We start from the raw sequence: 18,972 nt of genomic DNA, 5'->3' as shown, positions 1-18,972 counted from the left end.
CAAACATTGCCATCCATGGCACGGCGATACCATGACCATTGCGCTATAACAAAATGATTTCTCGGGAGAAAAGCCCACCTTAACTATGGTCAGCCAAGGGGCTTTTTTTGTATTATCCCCCTCTTACCCTTATTTAGCCTACAGGCTCCTGTTTCGGGAGTGGTGACGAGGAAGACATGCAACAGCTTGAAGAAGTAGTCGGCCAGGCCAAGGCCGAGATTGAGGGCGTCAATGACGTTGCGACCCTCGACGAGATCCGGGTCAAATATCTGGGTAAAAAAGGCTTTTTTACCGAGCAGATGAAGACACTGGGCGCCTTGTCCGCAGAAGAGCGTCCCGCTGCGGGCGCCGTGATCAACCAGGCCAAGCAGCAGGTGCAAGATGCCCTGAATGCGCGCCGCGATGATCTGGCCTCCCAGGAGCTGAACCAGAAGCTGGCCGCCGAGACCATCGACATTAGCCTGCCTGGGCGTCGTATCGAGAGCGGTGGCCTGCACCCTGTGACCCGCACCGTCGAGCGCATCGAGCGCCTGTTTGGCGAGATGGGGTTCAAGGTCGAGCGCGGTCCCGAGATTGAAGATGGTTTCCACAACTTCGATGCGCTGAACATCCCGGCTCACCACCCGGCGCGTACCGATCACGATACCTTCTACTTCAATCCTGATCTGATGCTGCGCACCCATACCTCGGGCGTGCAGATCCGCACCATGCAGCAGCAACAGCCACCGATCCGCATCATAGCGCCGGGCCGCGTCTATCGTAACGACTACGACATGACCCACACACCTATGTTCCACCAGGTTGAAGGCCTGCTGGTTGACGAGCATGCCAGCTTTACCGAGCTCAAAGGCATACTGCACGACTTCCTGCGCAACTACTTCGAGGAAGATCTCACCATTCGCTTCCGTCCTTCCTATTTCCCGTTCACCGAGCCGAGTGCCGAAGTGGATGTGATGGGCAAGAATGGCAAGTGGCTGGAAGTGCTGGGTTGCGGCATGGTGCACCCGAATGTGCTGCGTTCGGTCGGTATCGATCCGGAAAAATACTCCGGCTTTGCCTTCGGCATGGGCGTTGAGCGCCTGACCATGCTGCGTTACGGGGTCAACGACCTGCGTGCCTTCTTCGAAAACGACCTGCGCTTCCTCAAGCAGTTCAAGTAAGGGCGAGAGAACATGAAATTCAGTAAATCCTGGGTGATGGAGTGGGTCCGCACCGAGTTGAGTGACAACGCACTGGCCGAGCAGATCACCATGGCCGGTCTGGAAGTGGACGCCGTGGAAGCGGTGGCTGGCCAGTTCAACAACGTGGTGGTCGGTGAAGTGGTCGAGTGTGCCCAGCATCCGGATGCCGACAAGCTGCGGGTGACTAAGGTCAACGTGGGCGAAGCCGAGCTGCTGGACATCGTCTGCGGGGCGTCGAACTGCCGCGCTGGCTTGAAAGTGTGTGTCGCCAAAGTAGGGGCGACTCTGCCTGGTGATTTCACCATCAAGAAAGCCAAGCTGCGTGGCCAGCCGTCCCACGGCATGCTCTGCTCCTTCAGTGAGCTGGGCATTGACGTGGAAGCGGACGGTATCATAGAGCTGCCGACCGATGCCCCCATCGGTACCGACATTCGCGACTACCTCAATCTGAACGACGTCGCCATTGACGTGGACTTGACCCCGAACCGTGCCGATTGCCTCGGCATTGCGGGTCTGGCTCGTGAAATCGGCGTGCTCAACAGCGTCGACGTGGTTGAGCCGACCTGGGCGCCTGCTGCTGCCACTTGTGATGCGACCTTCCCGATCCGGGTTGAAGCAACCGCCGATTGCCCGCGTTACCTCGGTCGTGTCATCAAGGGGTTGAACCTGCAGGCCCAAAGCCCGCTCTGGATGCAAGAGAAGCTGCGCCGTGGCGGCATTCGCTCCATCGACGCCATCGTCGATATCACCAACTTCCTGCTGCTGGAATACGGTCAGCCGATGCATGCCTTCGACTTGGCCAAGCTGGAAGGGGAATTGGTAGTACGCCGCGCCAAGGCTGACGAGCCGATGACCCTGCTGGACGGTACCGAGGTGAAGCTCAAAGACAACACCCTGGTGATTGCCGATACACAAGGCCCTGCCTGCATGGCTGGCATCTTCGGTGGCGATCGCACCGGCGTGTCCGAGTCCACCACCGACATTCTGCTGGAGTGCGCCTTCTTCGCGCCGCTCTCCATCACCGGTCGTGCCCGCACCTATGGCCTGCACACCGACTCCTCCCACCGCTTCGAACGTGGGGTGGATCCCGAGCTACAAGCCAAGGTGATGGACAGAGCCACCCGTCTGCTGCTGGACATTTGTGGCGGAGAGTGCGGCAGCGAAGCGGGCCCTGTCATCGAGGTCAAATCCGACGCCCATCTGCCCAAGGCTGCACCCATCAAGTTGCGCCGCACCAAGCTCGACAAGGTGATCGGCATCAGCGTAGGCGATGCCCAGGTGGTCGAGATCCTGACCCGCCTCGGCATGCAAGTCACCGTCGATGCCGACGGCTGGACTGCGCTGGCGCCTTCCTGGCGTTTTGACATAGCCATCGAGGAAGACCTCATCGAGGAAGTGGCCCGCATCTACGGCTATAACAACATCCCTAACCTGAAACCGGCCGCGTCGCTCGCCATGGTGGAGCAGGCGGAAGGGCAGGTGACCCTCAAGCGGGTACGTGATCTGCTGGTTGACCGCGGTTTCCAGGAAGCGATCACCTACAGCTTCGTGGATCCCAAGGCTCAGCAGACCCTGTTCCCCCAGAGCGATGCCATCGTGCTGCCGAACCCCATCTCGGTCGAGATGTCCGCCATGCGCGTCTCCCTGTTCCCGGGTCTGGTGCAGGCCGTGGTCTACAACCAGAACCGTCAGCAGGGCCGGGTGCGTCTGTTCGAGCAGGGCCTGCGTTTCATCAAGGATGCGAGTGCCGAAAACGGCATCCGCCAGGAGCCCATGCTGGCCGGTATCATCACCGGCAACCAGAGCGATGAGCACTGGGATATCAAGAGCCGTGGCAGCGACTTCTTTGATTTGAAAGGGGATCTGGAAGCCGTGCTGGACTTGACTGCCGAAGGTGCCACCTTCAGCTTCGAGCGCACCGAACACAGTGCCCTGCACCCGGGTCAGAGCGCGGCTATTTTGCGCAGCGGCGTGGTGATAGGCCACATCGGCGTGATCCACCCGAGCCTCGAGAAGAAGCTGGGTCTCAAGACCCGTGCCATCATGTTCGAGCTGGAGTTGAACAAGCTGATCCCTGCCAAGGTGCCGGTTGCGACCGAGGTATCTCGCTTCCCGGCCAACCGTCGCGATATTGCCGTGGTGGTTGACGTTGCGGTTCTGGCCGGTGATGTGCTCGCAGTAATTAAAAAAGTTGGCGGAAATCAGTTAGTTGGAATAAACTTGTTTGACGTGTACCAGGGTGCTGGTATGGCAGAGGACAAGAAGAGCCTGGCCATCAGTCTTGTTTTGCAAGACACCCAGCGCACCCTGGAGGAGAAAGAGATTGCCGAGACCGTAGACAATGTCGTGCGGGCCCTTGGTGAAGAGTTGAATGCATCCTTGAGGGATTGATCTATGGCGCTTACCAAAGCCGACATTGCAGAGCACCTGTTCACCCAGCTCGGGATGAGCAAGCGTGAAGCCAAAGATATGGTGGAAGCCTTCTTTGAGGAGATCCGACAAGCGCTGGAACGCGGTGAACAAGTCAAGATCTCGGGCTTCGGTAACTTTGATCTTCGTGAGAAGAACCAGCGCCCAGGACGTAACCCCAAGACGGGTGAAGATATTCCTATCAGTGCCCGTCGGGTGGTGACCTTCCGCCCCGGCCAGAAACTCAAGGCGAGGGTGGAGACGGTCGAACCCAATGAGTCTTGAGTTAACTAACGAAAAGCCAGGCGTCTGCCTGGCTTTTGCTATGCCATGATCCGCCGCCTTCTACTGTTGGCCAGCCTGCTGGCCGGCACGGCTCACGCCATGGTGTTGCCGTTGTCCCCCTCGACCCAGCACTATGCCTCGTCCATTGATCAGCTCACCTTCTGCTATCCCAACCTGGTTCGCCCCCCTTATCTAGAGGAAAAGGGCGGTTTTCTGATAGATCAGCTCGACAGGCTGGCCAACACACTGCCGATCCCCCTGGTCAAGCTACGACTCGCCAGTTGGCAAGCAGTCCAGGAGGGGTTGCAATCCGGACGCTGCGACTTAGTTCCGAACATTGGCCCCTCCCCGGCGCCAAGAGCGGATCGTCTCTACAGCCGCACCATACTCGAGTCCGAGTCCGCCATTCTCTACCGTGGCAAACTCAATACGGCGGTCTTTCTGACATCCCCCATCTGGCAGCAGAACAAGCGTCTGGCCCGGCTCTACCCCAAAGCCACCCAGTTGACCCTTGCCAATCCCAACGGCTGGTTTGAGGCACTCAAGGCGGGCGAGGGGAGCGCCTATCTCGGCGACTACTTGCAACTGCGCCATCTGATGCGGCAAAACCCGGCCGAGGGGTTGCGGTTGAGACGATTGCGCAGTGATGACTGGGTGATAGGTTATCGGCTGGAGCTGGGAGACAAGCCCGAGCTTAAACGCCTCGTCGATACCGGCATTCGCTATCTGACACCGGGTGCGCTCTATCAGGATCTGGAGCGCTATCTGGCCGATGGCAAGCAGACCATCAACCCGGTGCACTTTACCGATGAGGAGCAGGCCTGGCTGGCAGGGCGAGGTAGCCGGGTGCGTCTGGTGATCAACCCGGATCTGATGCCCTATAGCGGTATCAATGAGCAGGGCCAGCTCAGGGGCTGGAGTGGTGATGTGCTGCGCTGGGTTGGGCAGCAGACCGGATTGCGCTTTGAGACGGTGCCTGCTGCCAGCCGCGAAGAGGCGCTGGACAAACTCCGGCGTGGGGAGGCCGACATGATGGCCGGTTTGCTCGAATCCCCTCGTCTTGGCCAGGAGTTCGAGTTTACCCGCACCATCGCCGAGAACCGTTTTGCCCTGGTTTCCCTCAAGACCCGCCAGGTCAGGCGGCTGAGCGAATTGAGTGGCGAGCGGGTATTGGTGCCCACCAGTCTCTATGATCCAGACATGCTCTCGGGCTATGGCAACGCCGCCTGGGTGCGGGTCGATGATGTGGATCAGGGCCTGAGTGAACTGCGCAGTGGCAATGCTGACTGGTTGCTGAGCGAGCTCTATCAGCTGCAATACCCCCTGCGCAGCAATCAGCTGGCCGAACTCAACGTGCGAGAACTCGATGACAGCTTTGCCTTGGGCTTTGCGGTCAACCGGCAGCATCTGTTGTTGGCCAGCGTGCTGGATCAGGGGCTGATGACCCTCAACAGCGAGCAGATGGCGGAGCTTACCCAGCGCTGGCACAGGCTCACCCTCACTCAGCAGAGTGGCGTCAGTTACTGGGTGCTGTTCGGCTCAGTGTTGCTGGCGCTGCTGATCAGCGCCGCCGTGATAATGCTGATCTGGCGCTCGCGGCAACAGCTCTCCAAAGAAGTGGCCCAGCGTCTGGCGGCGGAGCAGGCCCTGGCCGTGGAGAGCCGCTTTCGTGAGTCTCTGTTCCAGGCGCTGCCGGTGCCCGTGTTCCTGCGAGATGGCAATGGCGACATCATCAAGCGCAATAAACGTGGCAAACGACTGGAAGCGCGTCATCCAGGCCCGCTGACCCTGCCGCCGCCCGAGCAGGGGGCCACCGAGGGGGAGTTGACTCTGGGGGAGCGGGTTTTCTCCTATGCCCAGATACCGCTGCGCCTCGGGCACCAGGGGCCCGCCGGGGAACTGATTGCTCTCTCCGATATTAGCTCCCTGCGTGAGCGCGAGCGCTTCTCCCGTCAGGCGGAGCGCCGCTTGAGGGCGCTGACCAATACGGTGCCTGGCATGGTGGTGCAGTTTCTGCTGCATGATGACACCTTGGGTGAGCTGGAATTTGTCAGCCGCGGCAGCTTCGAGCTGCTCGGGGTATCGAGCAATCGACTGCGTCGTGAGCCCCTTGACTCCCTGGCTGCCCTGAATAGTAGGGACAGGTATCAGTTGCAGCGGGATATGCCCATCATGCTGGAAGCGGGCCAACCCTTCTCCTATGTCCTGCGTTATCTACATCCCGCCGAGGGGCTGCGCTGGTTGCAGTTCCATGGCCGGGGGCGGCGTCTGGATGAGAATGGCTGGCGGGTCTACGGCGTGGTGCTCGATGTGACCATGCGGGTTGCTCAAGAGCAGGCACTGCAACAATCCCATGCCAGGGCAGAGCAGGCGATGCAGGCCAAGGGGCGCTTCCTGGCGGCCATCAGCCATGAGATACGCACCCCCATGAATGCCATCCTCGGTTGGCTGGAGTGGCTTGCAACCACCGCAATGTCCGATCAGCAGCAGGGGGCGGTGACCAGCGTGCGTCAGGCCGGGGATGAACTGCTCGGATTGCTCAATGACGTGCTCGATTTCAGCCGCAACGAGAGCGGCAAATTGAGCCTGGCGCCACAACCGACGGACCTGGCGCTGTTGTGTGAGCGCGTTATCGCTGTGCATTGGCCCAAGGCGCGCAACAAGGGCCTGCAGCTGCGGCTCAAATTGAGTGCCGACTTGCCTGCCTTGGTCGAAATTGATCCCCACAGGGTGCAGCAGCTGTTGCATAACCTGCTCTCCAATGCCATCAAGTTCAGCACCCAGGGCACTGTCTGCCTATGGGCCGACCTGCAACGTGACGGGGCTAAATCCTGGCTGAGGCTCGGGGTTGACGACCAGGGGCCCGGCATTGCGGCCGAGTTGCTGGCACGACTGTTCGAGCCATTCGAGCAGGGCGAGGTGAGCGGTCAACTCAGGGCACAGGGCACCGGACTCGGCTTGGCCATTTGTCGTCAATTGCTCGAACAGATGAGCGGCACCATTACCATGACCCCTGGCCTGGGGGGAGGCAGTCGCTTTATCGGGAAATTGCCGCTGGTGGTATCGGACACCGCAGTGGCCAGGGTGAGCGTCATCGAGCGGCTGGCCATCAGCTTGCCCGATAGCGAGCTCGAAGCGCTGGCACCCTGGTTGGCCCGTTATGGGTTGACGCCGGTTGCACCTGGCGAGGGGATCCCCTGCCTGGCTGTACAGCTCGATGAACATGGTTTGTTGACCTGGCGCTGGCAGGGCAAGAGCTGGGTGCCCGGCACGCTGGTGAGCCTGTTGCAGGAGGATGTCAGTGAGGCCATGAGCATCAACCTGGCTCAGGCCGGGGCGGGATTGAACGTCTTGCTGGTCGAGGATCACGACATGAACAGGGCGCTGATCCGCATGCAGCTCAGTCAGCTCGGTGCTCAGGTATGGTGCGCGAACCATGGCTTGCAGGCCCTCGACATGCTGCGGGAACACCCCGTGGATCTGGTATTGACCGATCTGCAGATGCCGTTGATGGATGGCGCAGAGCTCTGTCAGCAACTCAGGGCCAGCCCTGAACACAGGGCACTGCCCATCTATATCGTCACCGCCGATGTGAGTGAGCAGGCGGCACTGCGGTTGGCGGCCAGCGGTTGCAATGGTCGCCTCGAAAAACCCCTGCGCCTTGAGGCCCTCGCCGTGTTGCTGCACCGGATCCCACGCACATTGTTGTCTCTGAGCGATGATGAGACGGGAGCCCGGGCTGGCTTGCTGGATAAGCAGGGCCCTGTTGCTGGAGAGCGGCTGGCCATGCCCGTCCTGAGCGATGAGTTGATAGCCCTCTACCGAACCACCACCACCGAAGACATCAATAAGCTGGCCGAGGCGCTCGCCTGTCAGCAAAGCGTTGAGATAAATGCGCATTTACACAAGATCAGGGGAGCTGCGAAAATGGTCGCGGCCCTGCCCCTGCTGCAGGCGATAGCGCGCTGGCAAGGGGATCCCGAGTTATCCCTGATCCTGTTGCTGCGCCAGGCCCTGGCCGAGACGGTGCACCAGCTGACCGAGAGACAAATTGATGATCATCACAGATGAAGAGCTGATGGCCCTGTTGGAATCCCCAACGGAACAGGAGTCCGGTTTTCATACCCTGACCCTTTACGCCCTGGACAATCGCGCTTATGAAGCGGCAAGGGCTGCGGGTTTACCCGACCATGTGTCCCTGTGGCGTGCCCGTCCCGACGCCAGCTGGCAATGGTCAGGGTTGTTTGCGACTGGCGCCATCGCCTTGTATGACCCAGGCGAACATGATGGTACTGACTATCTTGCCGCCATGACGCAGGATCATGAGGGCATCTACCGTCTCGATCAGGATTGGCAGGCTGCCCTCGCGCTTCGCCAGCAGCAGTGGCTCGCCTGGCTGGCGGATTTTGAGCTGCTGCTGCTCGAAGACCACCCCTTCCAGGGCGCCCAGTTGGAGCAGCAGATCCAGCAGCTGGGTCTGCCTTGCCGCTGGGTGCAAGATGGCGCCAATTGCCTGCGGGTACTGGCCGAGGGCAAGACCCGGCTTCTGCTCTGTGACTTGAGTCTCGCGGAGCAGGATGCCATCAGTCTGTTACTTGCCAACCGCCAGTATCAGACCCTGCCCGTCATCTTGCTCTCCGCCCATGAACAGACTCTGATCGACGGTAGTCGTCGCCTGCTCCATGACGCGGGCTTCAATGTGCTGGCAGCCATCGCCAAACCGCTCCTGGGCGACGAGCTGCTGCGTCAGCTCAAGGGGCTCTATCTTGGCAACCAGCGGCTGCGGCGTCTCAAAGGGCTGCGCCGCACCGTGCGCACCTGGCAGGGGCAAGGGGTCGGCACCCTCTCCCTCAAGTCCAATCCCCCCTTGCAGGGGGAACATTGGTTGCCTTTCACCGGCTGCGCGCCTGACTGGCAGACGCTCAAAGCCTGGTTGGACAGTCTGGATCGCGCGCCCTCTGCACTCACTCTGGTTATCCAGCGCCGGGATGCCTTGCTCGGCGATCAAGCCGCCTTCGCCCTGGTGCTGCAAGCGAGTCTGGCGGGGGTCAAGCTGGCACTGTTACTCGACAATGGCGAACACCTGCCATTTGATCTGATCGAGCGCTTGCCGTTTCAGCAGTTGTTGCTCGGTCAGCCCCTCTTGCAGGAGTGGGAGCGTGCGGCGCCAGACTCTCTGCTTGGCCGCTTCATGGCGCGGGTACGTGAGATAGGCATCGACATCTATCTGGATGACAGCGTCAAGTTGCTGGATGAAGAGAGTTGGCGCACCCGGGGTGCGGCGGGATACTGGTAGGTGCCCCGCTATCTCTGCTGGCCCCAGGACGAGGTCCGCCTTGGCCGTGGACTTGCTGGCTGGCAACCGGCCCTGAGCCGCGCCGAGCTGCCGCTGGCCATGACCCTGGCGGGGGTGACCTGTCTTCTTGCCGAGCTGGGGCCCGCCGATGAGACGCGTATCGTGCAAGCATTCGAGGGATTGAGTCAGCACAGCGTCTACTTGCGTTTCATGCGCGCCAAGCAGCATCCCACCGCCGATCAGGTGACCTTCTTCCTCCATTATCCGAGAGACAAGCAGATCTCCTTGTTGCTCAGCGACAGTTTGGGCGAACCCCTGGCCCAGGCCCAGTCCATCCGCCGTCGTCTGCATCCTGACAGAGCCGAGTTCTCCTGTATCGTCGCCGATCATTTCCAGCACAGAGGCGCGGGTCGTCGCCTGTTGCTGGCCCTGGCCATATTGGCGCGGGGGGAGGGGATCCGTGAGTGGACCGCCGAGGTGTTGGCCCAGAACAGGCCCATGCTGGCGCTGCTCAAGAGTTTGGGGTTGCCGCTCACCCTGGTGACGGGGCGTGAACTTATCTTCGTGCGCCTCGATCTCAGTGCACTGGATCCTCTGCTGGCGCGACCGGGCCGAACGCAGGTCGATGGGTCGCCCCGGCAGCGTGGTCCTAAGACCAAGGGCGAATAGGCCCCCTCAAGGGGCCTGTGTTAAGGTCTTTCTATAGGCTGCGTCAAGGAGTTGAGCATGCAAGCGCCCAAACACATAGTGATACTGACCGGGGCCGGTATCTCGGCCGAGTCGGGTATCAAGACCTTTCGTGCCAGTGATGGTCTCTGGGAAGAACACAAGGTGGAAGACGTGGCCACCCCAGAGGGCTACCATCGGGATCCCGTCCTGGTGCAGGGCTTCTACAACGCCCGCCGTCAGCAGTTGCAGCAAGAGCAGATCCATCCCAATCCGGCCCATTACGCGCTGGCGCGGCTGGAGCGCCTCTATCCAGAACAGATCACCTTGATCACTCAGAACATCGACAATCTGCACGAGCGGGCGGGCAGCCAGCGACTCATCCATATGCATGGGGAGCTGCTCAGGGCGCGCTGCCCTGTCTCGGGACAAGTTATCGAGTGGCGTGGTGACCTGCATCAGGAAGATCTCTGCTCCTGTTGCCAGTTCCCGCAGCCGTTGCGTCCGCATGTGGTCTGGTTTGGCGAAATGCCGCTGGGGCTGGATCGCATCTATGGCGCTTTAGCGCAATGCGATCTCTTCATCTCTATCGGCACCTCGGGAGCCGTCTACCCGGCGGCGGGTTTTGTCCATGAGGCGGGCCTCAATGGTGCTCACACCATAGAGCTCAATCTGGAGCCAAGTGAATTGGAGAGCCAATTTGATGAGAAACGTTATGGCCCCGCGTCCCTTTTAGTGCCAGCCTATGTGGACGAGCTGCTGCAACGTTGCGGTGTGCACAAACCCAAGCCCATCTCCGGGGAGAATTGGATGGAGATGAGAGATCGCCTCTGATGTGGGAGCCGCTTCCCATCGCTGATCATTTATCTCGCTGTTTTAATTAAGCAAAGCCAATAAAGTTGCACTCCCGATGATATGTCAGCACACTCGAATGAGACAGTGCTGATGGATGTAACAATAGAGGGCTGCTGGATGCAAAGAAACATATTCACCAGGTGGCTGGTCGCCACCCTGCTGTTAAGCGGCCTGATGGCGCCATGGGTGCAGGCCGCAGAGAGCACCATTCTGACGCTGACCGCCCCTGGCGGATTTAGCAAAGAGTATGGGCGCATCGAACTTGAGTCCCTGCCTCAGGCCGCATTTGAGACGATCACCCCTTGGACCAAGGGCAAGCATGGCTATCGTGGCCCTTTGCTACGGGAGCTGATCCGGCAGGTTCGCCCCGATGCCGACCGGGTCAATGTGGTTGCCCTGAACAATTACAGCCATGAGGTCAGGCTCTCGGACTATGACGACTACGCACTGATCCTGGCCATGAGCGAGGATGGCAAGGCGTTGACCCGTCGCAACAAGGGACCGCTCTGGCTGCTGGTCCCCTTCTCCGACCACCCCAAACTGAGCGAAGATCCCAATGTGCAGGCATCGATGGTGTGGCAGATTGTCCGGTTAGAGGTGTTGGATTGAAACGCCGCTCGTTGCAAAACCCGCTGTTGATAGGGGTTTGTCTGCTGTTTATCGGCTCTTCCATCTGGGGCCTTATGCTGCAGAAAAAGCATGAGCGGCTGGTTGACTACTTCTATCGTGGCTCCCACTGGAACATTCATCAGCTGTTGCTCGATTCGCAGCGCTTCCTCTATGAGCTGAAGCTATACCGGGCCGGGGTGGGGGACATGGCGTCACTCTCCCTCGAGTACGATCTGTTCTGGAACCGGATTGATGTTTTCCTGGTGAGTGATGAGACCCAAGTCGTGCGTGGCCAGCTAGGCCTGGGGGACATCGCCAGTGACTTGTTTGCCGATCTCAAGCTGATCGAGTCGCAAATGGATGCCGGCAAACTGGTGGAGGGGCCCGAGCTTGATCGTATGCAAAAGCATCTGGTCGCTTGTACCAAGCGGCTGGAACAGATCAGCCGGGTGGTGCTGACCGGGGAGGCGAGGGAGGCCTCCATCACGCAGATCCGCCGCAATATGCTGTTGCTGCAGGCTTGGCAGCTCACCTTGCTGGTGGCCGGTGTGCTGCTGGTTGCCGCCCTGGTGCGGGCTAATGTGCTCAATCGCCGTCAGGCTCGCACCGACCCCCTCACTCAGCTCGGCAATCGGCTTGCCATGCACGAGCAGCTCGATGCTAGTCTGAGCCGGGCGCCGCTGGTGGCACTGGTCATTCTGGATCTCAAGCGCTTCAAGTTCGTCAATGATCAGCTGGGCTATCAGGTTGGTGATCGCCTGTTGCAGATCGTTGCCAACAAGCTGGCTGCCTGGCCCCATGGTTATGCCTTTCGGCTCGGCGGTGACGAGTTTGCCTGTGTGCTCGACAACTGCCCTGATGAGGGGAGCTGTCTTGCCCGGGCGGAGGAGCTGATTGCCTTGCTTGCGTTCGAATTTCGCACCAGGGAGAGCAGCTTCCAGCTCGCCTGTCGCCTCGGTCTGGCGTTGGCTCCGCGGGGTGAGGATAGAGACATGCTGATCGATCACTGCATCTTGGCCCTCAATCAGACCAAGGGTGGCGAGCTGGGAGATCTGGTGCAATTTAGTCGTGCCATGCTTGGCCAGCTGCAACTGCGCCACAACCGGGTTCGAGGGCTGCAGATCTGGCTGGAGCGGGGGCAGGGAATGCCGTTGACCCTGGACCTGGAACCCATGATGGAAGTACGCCATCATCAACCCGTGGCGATGCGACTCACTCTCCGCTGGGGCCAGGGAGAGCCGTGCAGCCTCAGCTGGCTGGAAGAATCAGGCCTGTTCGAGGAGGTGCTCTCCCGGGTGCTGGCCCAGGCCCACACCATGACGCCGCAACCATTGCTGCTGGGGCTGAGCAAGGCGCAGCTGGTGCGACTGTTGCGCAGTTCGCTGCTGACCCTGACGCAAGGGCGCATCATCGCCGGCCTGCCTTATCTGGCCAGGGACGACGCCGAGCTCAAGAAGCAAGTGATCGGCGCAGGCCTGCTATTGGCACTGGAGGAGGTTGGTAGCGCCACCATGGCCCTGGCCAGAGATGGCTGGCCACTGGCCTACTGGACCCCGCGTCGTGAGGGTGAGGAGGAGGCCGCCGCGTTGCAGCCCCTGGTCCACGCTATTGGTCTCAAGACCCTCAGACCGGCCCGGTTGCGGGACGTTTCCCAGGCGAGCGAGGATCTGCAAGCCTGAGCCGGGTTGCGGCTTGCTATGTCGGGAATGCCGAGATGCCGGAAAAACAGAAAGGGAGCCCTGAGCTCCCTTTCTGTTGTTTGGCTGCATGGGTCTCAGAGGCGGCGGCAGGATTGACGGATCACCAGATCCGGCTCCAGGGTGATCAGCCGGTTCTCTATCTGTTGACCATTGATGCGAGCCAGCAGCCGGGTCACTGCGAGGCGGCCCAGGGCCTCCTTGGGCTGATTGATGGTGGTGAGCGGCGGCGACAGGTATTGGGCCAGTTCGACATTGTCATAGCCGACGAGGGAGATATCTTCCGGCACCTTGAGCCCGGCCTGGTGAATGGCGCTGATGGCACCCATGGCCATCATGTCATTGAACACAAACAGAGCGCTCGGTCGTTCAGGTTGAGCCAGCAGGGTCTGCATGGCATTGAAACCGCTGGCACAATCGAACTCACCGGCCTGCAGCCACTCTGGGCGCACGGTAAGCTGGGCCTCTCCCATCGCCTGCTCGAAACCGGCCAGGCGCTGGGTCGCAGGGGCGCGTCCGGCAGGCCCCATGATGCAGCCAATGTCCCTGTGGCCCAGTGCTATCAAGTGGCGAGTCGCCAGGTAGCCGCCCAGATGAGAGTTGTCGGCGATGAGATCGACCCTGTCGCTGTCGAGCCCCCAATCCATGACCACCACCGGCAGGTTATCCAGCCAGTCGAGCTGTTTGAACACCTCCTGTTGCCCCTCGCTGCACATGATCAGCAGACCATCCACCCGTTTGCGCAGCATCATCTTGAGATAGGAGAGCGCGGTCTCGGTCTGGCCCTCAGTATTGCCCAGCATCAAGTTGTAACCCTGCTCGAAACAGTAGCGCTCCACCCCGCGCACCACTTCCGCGAAGAAAGGGTTGCTGGATGTCGTGACCAGCATGCCGATGCTGTTGGTCTCTTTTACCTTGAGACTGCGAGCCACCAGGCTGGGGGCGTAATTGAGGCTCTCCATGGCGGCGAACACCCGCTCCCGGGTCTCATTCGCCACGAAGCGGGTGTCGTTGATGACGTGGGATACCGTGGTGGTGGAGACCCCGGCCTGAGCCGCGACCTGCTTGATATTGGCCATCAGCGTTGCTGCTCGTCGAGGAAGGCTGCCACCTCCTCCTGACGGGGAATGGCACTCTGGGCGCCGAGCCGGGTCACCGACAGCGCCGCGGCGCCATGGGCGAAACGAACCGCCGCTTTAAAATCCAACCCGGCCAATTCGGCGGCAAGCAGGGCACCATTGAAGGTATCGCCGGCCGCGGTGGTGTCGACTGCCTCGACCCGAAAGCCCGGGATCAAGCCCACGAAGGCCGGATCGCTGCAATAGACGCCCTGGGCCCCCAGGGTGATCATCACCCGGCTGATGCCCATGGCGTGGAAACGGGCCGCGGCGCTGGCGGCGCTCGTCTCATTCGTGACCGCGACCCCGGTCAGCAGTTCGGCCTCGGTCTGATTGGGGGTGATGAGATCGACCAGCGCCAGCAGCTCGGCTGGCAAGGGCTGGGCTGGCGCTGGATTGAGTACCACCCGGGTGCCACCGGCGCGCGCCAGACGGGCCGCTTCGAATACGCTCTCAAGGGGCACCTCCAACTGCAGCAGCAGGGTGTGCGCCTCGGTGATGAGGTTGCCATGACGCTGTACCATGGCCGGGCAGAGGGCTCCATTGGCCTCTGCGGAGAGGCCGATGCTGTTTTCCCCCTCATCGCTCACATAGATGATGGCAATGCCGGTGGGCAGCATGGCGTCCTCTTCCACGGCACTGACGTCTATCCCATCCAGAGCAAACCCGGCGCGCATCTCGCGGCCTATGGCGTCTGCCCCAATGCGGGCAATGAAGGAGACCTCTGCGCCGAGGCGGGCGGCGGCAACGGCCTGGTTGGCCCCCTTGCCACCTGGCACGACCCTGTAACTGTGACCGGCCAGGGTCTCACCCGGGCGGGGAAAGTGCGGCACCCGCAGCACGTGATCCGCATTGACACTGCCGAGGACAACGAGACGATTCATAGTTTGATTTCCCTTGATGCATCTTGGCTTGGGTCTGCCCAAGGCGAGAAACACGCGAGGCGTTGACAGAAGGGGAGGCGAACCTCCCCCTCATCATTTACTTGCTGACCACTTGCAGCGGCACCGGGATGGATTTCTCAACCGGTTGGCCCTTGAGTACCTTGTCAGCGGTCTCGACGCCAATGGCACCGATCAGCGCCGGTTGCTGGGCGATGGTGGCGGCCAGTTTGCCACGGGCAACCGCGGCCTTGCCATCATCAGTGCCATCGAAACCAACGATAATCACCTCTTTGCCAGCGGCCTGTACGGCGCGAATGGCGCCCAGCGCCATCTCGTCGTTCTGGGCGAACACGGCTTGCACTCCGGCATGGGCAGCCAGCAGGTTCTCCATCACGTTCAGACCCTTAGTGCGGTCAAAGTCGGCAGGCTGGGAAGCCAGCACGTCCAGCTGGTGACCCTTCACGGCCAGGGCGAAACCCTCACCGCGATCCCGGGCGGCGGAGGTGCCGGCGATCCCTTCGAGCTGAATGACCTTGGCGCCGTTCCCCAGCTTCTCGGCGATGAAGTCGCCCGCCAGCTTGCCGCCCGCCACGTTGTCGGAGGCGATGTGGGCCTTGACCTCACCCTGGGCCGCGCCTCTGTCCAGGGTCAGCACCGGGATATTAGCTTTGTTGGCCAGGCGGATGGCGTTGCCGACCGCGTCGGAGTCAGTGGGGTTGATCAGAATGGCGCTGACCTTGCGCACCGTCAGATCTTCGACGTTGGCGAGCTCCTTGGCCGGATCGTTCTGGGAGTCGAGCACCACCAGCTCATACCCCAGCGCCTTGGCCTTGGCCTCGGCGCCTTCCTTCATGGTGACGAAGAAGGGGTTGTTGAGGGTGGAGACCACCATGGCCAACGAGTGATCGGCTGCCTGGGCGGTGCCCAGCACGGACATGATGGCGGCGGCGAGCAGGGTATTGAGCTTTTTCATCGTTTCATTCCTTGTGCTTTTTGTTATGGGTGCGTGTGGTTGTTGCTATTTGCTTTTGTTGTCGATCATCACGGCGAGCAGTATCACGCTGGCCTTGGCGATCATCTGGTAATAGGAAGAGACGTCGAGCAGGTTGAGGGCATTGTTGAGGAAGCCGATGATGAGGGCGCCTATCAAGGTGCCCATGATGCGACCTTTGCCACCCATCAGGCTGGTGCCGCCCAGTACCACGGCGGCAATGGCGTCGAGCTCATAACCCATGCCTGCGGTGGGCTGTGCCGACGACAGGCGGGAGGTGACGATAAGGCCCGCCAGAGCCGACAGGGCGCCGCACAGGGCATAGACGGCCAGTTTGACCCTGTCCACATTGATGCCGGAGAGGCGAGTCGCCGACTCGTTGCCGCCCAGGGCATAGATGTAGCGGCCAAGACGGGTGTGGTTGAGCATGTACCAGGCAAACAGGAAGACGATGGCCATCAGCCAGATGGGCACCGGCAGACCGAGCAGATAGCCGGTCCCGAGCCAGGCGAAGTGATCTGACCCCTCGCTAAAGCCGGTGGAGATGGGTCGTCCCTCGGTGTAGACCATGGTGATGCCGCGCAGGGCCGTCATGGTGACCAGGGTGGCGATAAAGGCTTGCACCTTGCCTTTGGCGATGATGAGACCACTGACACCGCCGAGCAGGGCACCGGCTCCCAGGGTGAGGGGAATGACCAGGGCGATGGGTAGCTCCATGGCCACCATAGTCGCCGCCAGGGCGCCGCACAGGGCCAGCACGGAGCCGACCGAGAGATCGATGCCAGCGGTCAGGATGACCAGCGTCATACCGACCGCCATGATGGCGTTGACCGAGGTCTGGCGCAAAATATTGAGCAGGTTGTCGGCGGTGAAGAAGTTGGGGCTCAAGATGGAGACCACGCCAATGAGCACCAGCAGGGCGACCAGGGACTTGTTCTCTATCCACCACTGCTTGCTCAGGAAGCCGGTGCGGGTAAGGGTCTGGGTTGTCATTGAATCGCCTCTTGTGCTGCTTGCCACTGTTTACCTACCGCCGCCGCCATCAGTTTCTCCTGATTGGCTTCTTTGGCATCAAATTCGGCGCTGATGCGCCCCTCGTGCATCACCAGGATGCGATCGCTCATGCCGAGTACTTCCGGCATCTCGGAGGAGACCAGAATGATGCTCATCCCCTCCTGCTTGAAGCGGTTGATGAGCTGATAGATCTCTTTCTTGGCGCCGACGTCGACGCCCCGGGTCGGCTCATCGAGGATGAGGACCTTGGGACGGGTCAGCAACCCCTTGGCAATGGCCACTTTCTGCTGGTTGCCGCCGGAGAGCAGCTTGATAAGCTGCTCGGTACTCGGCGTCTTGATGTTGAACAGGCGCACATAATCATTCACCGCCTGGCGTTCGGCCTTGCCATCGATGCGGCCGCCCTTGTTGAACTCGCCGAGGGCGCACAGACTCATGTTCTCGCGCACCGACAGCTCCAGCACCAGACCGTCGCCCTTGCGATCTTCCGAGATATAGGCGATGCCCGCGGCCAGACCATCGGCGGGGCTGCGGGGCCTGAGGGAGTGGCCGTTGACCTCTATCTGGCCCGCAGTCAAGGAACTGGCACCATAGATGAGCTTCATCAGCTCGGTGCGCCCCGAGCCCATCAGGCCGCTGAAGCCGAGGATCTCCCCCTGATGCAGGGAGAAGCTCACCCCGCGCACGCCGGGGCCCGCCAGATTTTTTACCTGCAGGCTGACGGGGCCAAGATCGCGGCTAAGACGCGGGTACTGCTCTTCCAGCCGGCGGCCCACCATCATTTCGATGATCCTGTCTTCGTCGAGTTCGCTCACCGGCTGCTCGCCAATCCATCTGCCGTCCCGCAGTACCGTGACCCTGTCGCAGATCTCGAAGATCTCCTTCAAGCGGTGGGAGATGTAGACGATGCCGCAGCCCTGGTCGCGCAGCTCGCGGATCACGGTGAACAGCTGCTCGGTTTCGGTGTCGGTCAGCGCATCGGTGGGCTCATCCATGATGATGACGCTGGCATCGAATGAGAGCGCTTTGGCGATCTCCACCATCTGTTGCTCGCCGATGGAGAGGTTGCCGAGCCGGGTATCAGGACCATGTTTGACTCCGAGGCGTCCCAGCAGGGCGGCGGCGCGCTCACGCAGCTGGCCGTGGTCGATATTGCCAAAGCGGGTGCGCGGCTCACGGCCGAGGAAGATGTTGGCGGCAATAGAGAGTTCCGGCAGCAGGTTCAGCTCCTGATGGATGATGCTGATGCCCTGATCCTGGGAATCACGGGGTCCCTTGAAGCGTACCGCTTGACCGCGATAGTTGAGGGTGCCTGCGTCGGCCTGATAGATACCGGTCAGCACCTTCATCAGGGTGGATTTGCCCGCACCATTCTCGCCGAGCAGGGCCATCACCTCGCCGGGATAGACTTTGAGCCCCGCTTCGTCGAGGGCGCGCACCCCCGGGAAGGTCTTGACGATGCCGCCGAGCTCGAGGATGGGGATAGGGGATCTGCTCATCTTGGCTCCTTGGGCGCTCAAAAGGCGACGCCGGCGCAGAGGATCAGGTTGGCGTAGGGGGTTACCTCGCCGGTACGCACTATGGCCTTGCTGCTCTGGCTGCGGGTCTTGAAGGCCTCGTGGCTCAGGTAGTCAATGGTGATGGGCTTACCCTGATCACGGGCGTGCGCCTCTAGCTGATCGAGCAGAGCCTGGTGGGCGAGGGGGCTGACCGACTTGAGTTCGCTGGCCAGCAGGACCCGTTCCACCACCAGGTCGGTGAGCAGGGCGCCGAGCACGGTTTCCAGGCTCGGGGTGCCGGGGGTGAGCGCCAGGTCGATACGTTCCGGGCCCGCGGGGATGGGGAGCCCGGCGTCGCACACCACTATCTCGTCGGTATGTCCCATCCGGGCCACCAGGGCGCTCAGGGGGGCATTGAGCAGCTTGCCTCGTTTCATACAGCACCTCATCAGGCGAGAGCCTGCGTCT

At 61.1% G+C, this 18,972-nt stretch carries 15 protein-coding genes; 9 read left to right on the top strand and 6 right to left on the bottom strand.

Translation table 11 applies throughout. From position 1 onward, the window contains the following. Nucleotides 1-176: 176 nt before the first annotated feature. The 9 genes from pheS to ACSMDR_RS01295 all read left to right on the top strand — a co-directional run bounded on the left by pheS (nucleotide 177) and on the right by ACSMDR_RS01295 (nucleotide 12,980). Complete coding sequence (pheS, locus tag ACSMDR_RS01335) at nucleotides 177-1,160, top strand: phenylalanine--tRNA ligase subunit alpha (protein ID WP_436466764.1); 984 nt, start codon at nucleotides 177-179, stop codon at nucleotides 1,158-1,160. A 12-nt stretch (nucleotides 1,161-1,172) separates the two neighbouring features. Then, nucleotides 1,173-3,572, top strand: a complete 2,400-nt coding sequence (gene pheT, locus ACSMDR_RS01330) for a phenylalanine--tRNA ligase subunit beta (RefSeq protein ID WP_436466763.1) — start codon at nucleotides 1,173-1,175, stop codon at nucleotides 3,570-3,572. A 3-nt stretch (nucleotides 3,573-3,575) separates the two neighbouring features. Continuing rightward, complete coding sequence (ihfA, locus tag ACSMDR_RS01325) at nucleotides 3,576-3,875, top strand: integration host factor subunit alpha (RefSeq protein ID WP_005908994.1); 300 nt, start codon at nucleotides 3,576-3,578, stop codon at nucleotides 3,873-3,875. A gap of 45 nt (nucleotides 3,876-3,920) precedes the next feature. Continuing rightward, nucleotides 3,921-7,946 (top strand): ATP-binding protein, encoded by a 4,026-nt coding sequence (locus tag ACSMDR_RS01320; protein ID WP_436466761.1) that lies wholly within the window; start codon nucleotides 3,921-3,923, stop codon nucleotides 7,944-7,946. Further along, nucleotides 7,930-9,171: a response regulator gene (locus tag ACSMDR_RS01315; protein ID WP_005910733.1), complete on the top strand. Its 1,242-nt coding sequence runs from the start codon at nucleotides 7,930-7,932 to the stop codon at nucleotides 9,169-9,171. The genes ACSMDR_RS01320 and ACSMDR_RS01315 overlap by 17 nt, the downstream gene beginning before the upstream one ends. Next, a complete protein-coding gene (locus ACSMDR_RS01310; RefSeq protein WP_436466760.1) occupies nucleotides 9,172-9,840 on the top strand; it encodes a GNAT family N-acetyltransferase in 669 nt (222 codons plus the stop codon). Nucleotides 9,841-9,897: 57 nt separating this feature from the next. Continuing rightward, nucleotides 9,898-10,671, top strand: a complete 774-nt coding sequence (cobB, locus tag ACSMDR_RS01305) for a Sir2 family NAD+-dependent deacetylase (RefSeq protein WP_005910729.1) — start codon at nucleotides 9,898-9,900, stop codon at nucleotides 10,669-10,671. A 138-nt stretch (nucleotides 10,672-10,809) separates the two neighbouring features. Next, the gene (locus ACSMDR_RS01300; protein ID WP_436466759.1) at nucleotides 10,810-11,301 is read left to right on the top strand and encodes a putative pterin-binding protein; all 492 of its coding nucleotides are present in this window, start codon (nucleotides 10,810-10,812) and stop codon (nucleotides 11,299-11,301) included. Then, entirely contained in the window at nucleotides 11,298-12,980 is a 1,683-nt protein-coding gene (locus tag ACSMDR_RS01295) for a diguanylate cyclase domain-containing protein (protein ID WP_436466758.1), read from the top strand. The genes ACSMDR_RS01300 and ACSMDR_RS01295 overlap by 4 nt, the downstream gene beginning before the upstream one ends. A 95-nt stretch (nucleotides 12,981-13,075) precedes the next feature. On the opposite strand, the gene ACSMDR_RS01290 is transcribed toward ACSMDR_RS01295, so the two are convergent. The 6 genes from ACSMDR_RS01290 to rbsD all read right to left on the bottom strand — a co-directional run bounded on the left by ACSMDR_RS01290 (nucleotide 13,076) and on the right by rbsD (nucleotide 18,941). Further along, the gene (locus tag ACSMDR_RS01290; RefSeq protein ID WP_436466757.1) at nucleotides 13,076-14,077 is read right to left on the bottom strand and encodes a substrate-binding domain-containing protein; all 1,002 of its coding nucleotides are present in this window, start codon (nucleotides 14,075-14,077) and stop codon (nucleotides 13,076-13,078) included. Next, nucleotides 14,077-15,000 carry a ribokinase gene (gene rbsK / locus ACSMDR_RS01285; RefSeq protein ID WP_005911014.1) on the bottom strand — a complete coding sequence of 308 codons (924 nt, stop codon included), beginning with the start codon at nucleotides 14,998-15,000 and terminating at the stop codon, nucleotides 14,077-14,079. The genes ACSMDR_RS01290 and rbsK overlap by 1 nt, the downstream gene beginning before the upstream one ends. A 97-nt stretch (nucleotides 15,001-15,097) precedes the next feature. Next, entirely contained in the window at nucleotides 15,098-15,973 is an 876-nt protein-coding gene (gene rbsB, locus ACSMDR_RS01280; RefSeq protein ID WP_436466756.1) for a ribose ABC transporter substrate-binding protein RbsB, read from the bottom strand. A 45-nt stretch (nucleotides 15,974-16,018) separates the two neighbouring features. Further along, the gene (rbsC, locus tag ACSMDR_RS01275) at nucleotides 16,019-16,984 is read right to left on the bottom strand and encodes a ribose ABC transporter permease (protein ID WP_436466755.1); all 966 of its coding nucleotides are present in this window, start codon (nucleotides 16,982-16,984) and stop codon (nucleotides 16,019-16,021) included. Beyond that, complete coding sequence (rbsA, locus tag ACSMDR_RS01270) at nucleotides 16,981-18,504, bottom strand: ribose ABC transporter ATP-binding protein RbsA (RefSeq protein WP_436466754.1); 1,524 nt, start codon at nucleotides 18,502-18,504, stop codon at nucleotides 16,981-16,983. Before rbsA ends, rbsC begins: the two co-directional genes overlap by 4 nt. 17 nt (nucleotides 18,505-18,521) lie before the next feature. Continuing rightward, on the bottom strand, nucleotides 18,522-18,941 hold the full coding sequence (rbsD, locus tag ACSMDR_RS01265) for a D-ribose pyranase (protein WP_436466753.1): 420 nt from the start codon (nucleotides 18,939-18,941) through the stop codon (nucleotides 18,522-18,524). Between the last annotated feature and the right edge of the window lie 31 nt (nucleotides 18,942-18,972).

It is taken from the genome of Aeromonas molluscorum, assembly GCF_051376105.1.
Lineage (GTDB): Bacteria > Pseudomonadota > Gammaproteobacteria > Enterobacterales > Aeromonadaceae > Aeromonas > Aeromonas molluscorum.
The sequence above is the reverse complement of the archived record's forward strand: the minus strand, read 5'-3'. Positions and strand labels throughout refer to the sequence as shown.

Bases quoted from the DNA above. Each gene is read 5' to 3' on its own strand.
- ACSMDR_RS01290 (WP_436466757.1), bottom strand. From the start codon at position 14,077: ATGGCCAATATCAAGCAGGTCGCGGCTCAGGCCGGGGTCTCCACCACC.
- rbsK (WP_005911014.1), bottom strand. From the start codon at position 15,000: ATGAATCGTCTCGTTGTCCTCGGCAGTGTCAATGCGGATCACGTGCTG.
- ACSMDR_RS01320 (WP_436466761.1), top strand. From the start codon at position 3,921: ATGATCCGCCGCCTTCTACTGTTGGCCAGCCTGCTGGCCGGCACGGCT.
- rbsA (WP_436466754.1), bottom strand. From the start codon at position 18,504: ATGAGCAGATCCCCTATCCCCATCCTCGAGCTCGGCGGCATCGTCAAG.
- ACSMDR_RS01315 (WP_005910733.1), top strand. From the start codon at position 7,930: ATGATCATCACAGATGAAGAGCTGATGGCCCTGTTGGAATCCCCAACG.
- rbsB (WP_436466756.1), bottom strand. From the start codon at position 15,973: ATGAAAAAGCTCAATACCCTGCTCGCCGCCGCCATCATGTCCGTGCTG.
- rbsD (WP_436466753.1), bottom strand. From the start codon at position 18,941: ATGAAACGAGGCAAGCTGCTCAATGCCCCCCTGAGCGCCCTGGTGGCC.
- pheS (WP_436466764.1), top strand. From the start codon at position 177: ATGCAACAGCTTGAAGAAGTAGTCGGCCAGGCCAAGGCCGAGATTGAG.
- ACSMDR_RS01300 (WP_436466759.1), top strand. From the start codon at position 10,810: ATGCAAAGAAACATATTCACCAGGTGGCTGGTCGCCACCCTGCTGTTA.
- cobB (WP_005910729.1), top strand. From the start codon at position 9,898: ATGCAAGCGCCCAAACACATAGTGATACTGACCGGGGCCGGTATCTCG.
- ihfA (WP_005908994.1), top strand. From the start codon at position 3,576: ATGGCGCTTACCAAAGCCGACATTGCAGAGCACCTGTTCACCCAGCTC.
- pheT (WP_436466763.1), top strand. From the start codon at position 1,173: ATGAAATTCAGTAAATCCTGGGTGATGGAGTGGGTCCGCACCGAGTTG.
- rbsC (WP_436466755.1), bottom strand. From the start codon at position 16,984: ATGACAACCCAGACCCTTACCCGCACCGGCTTCCTGAGCAAGCAGTGG.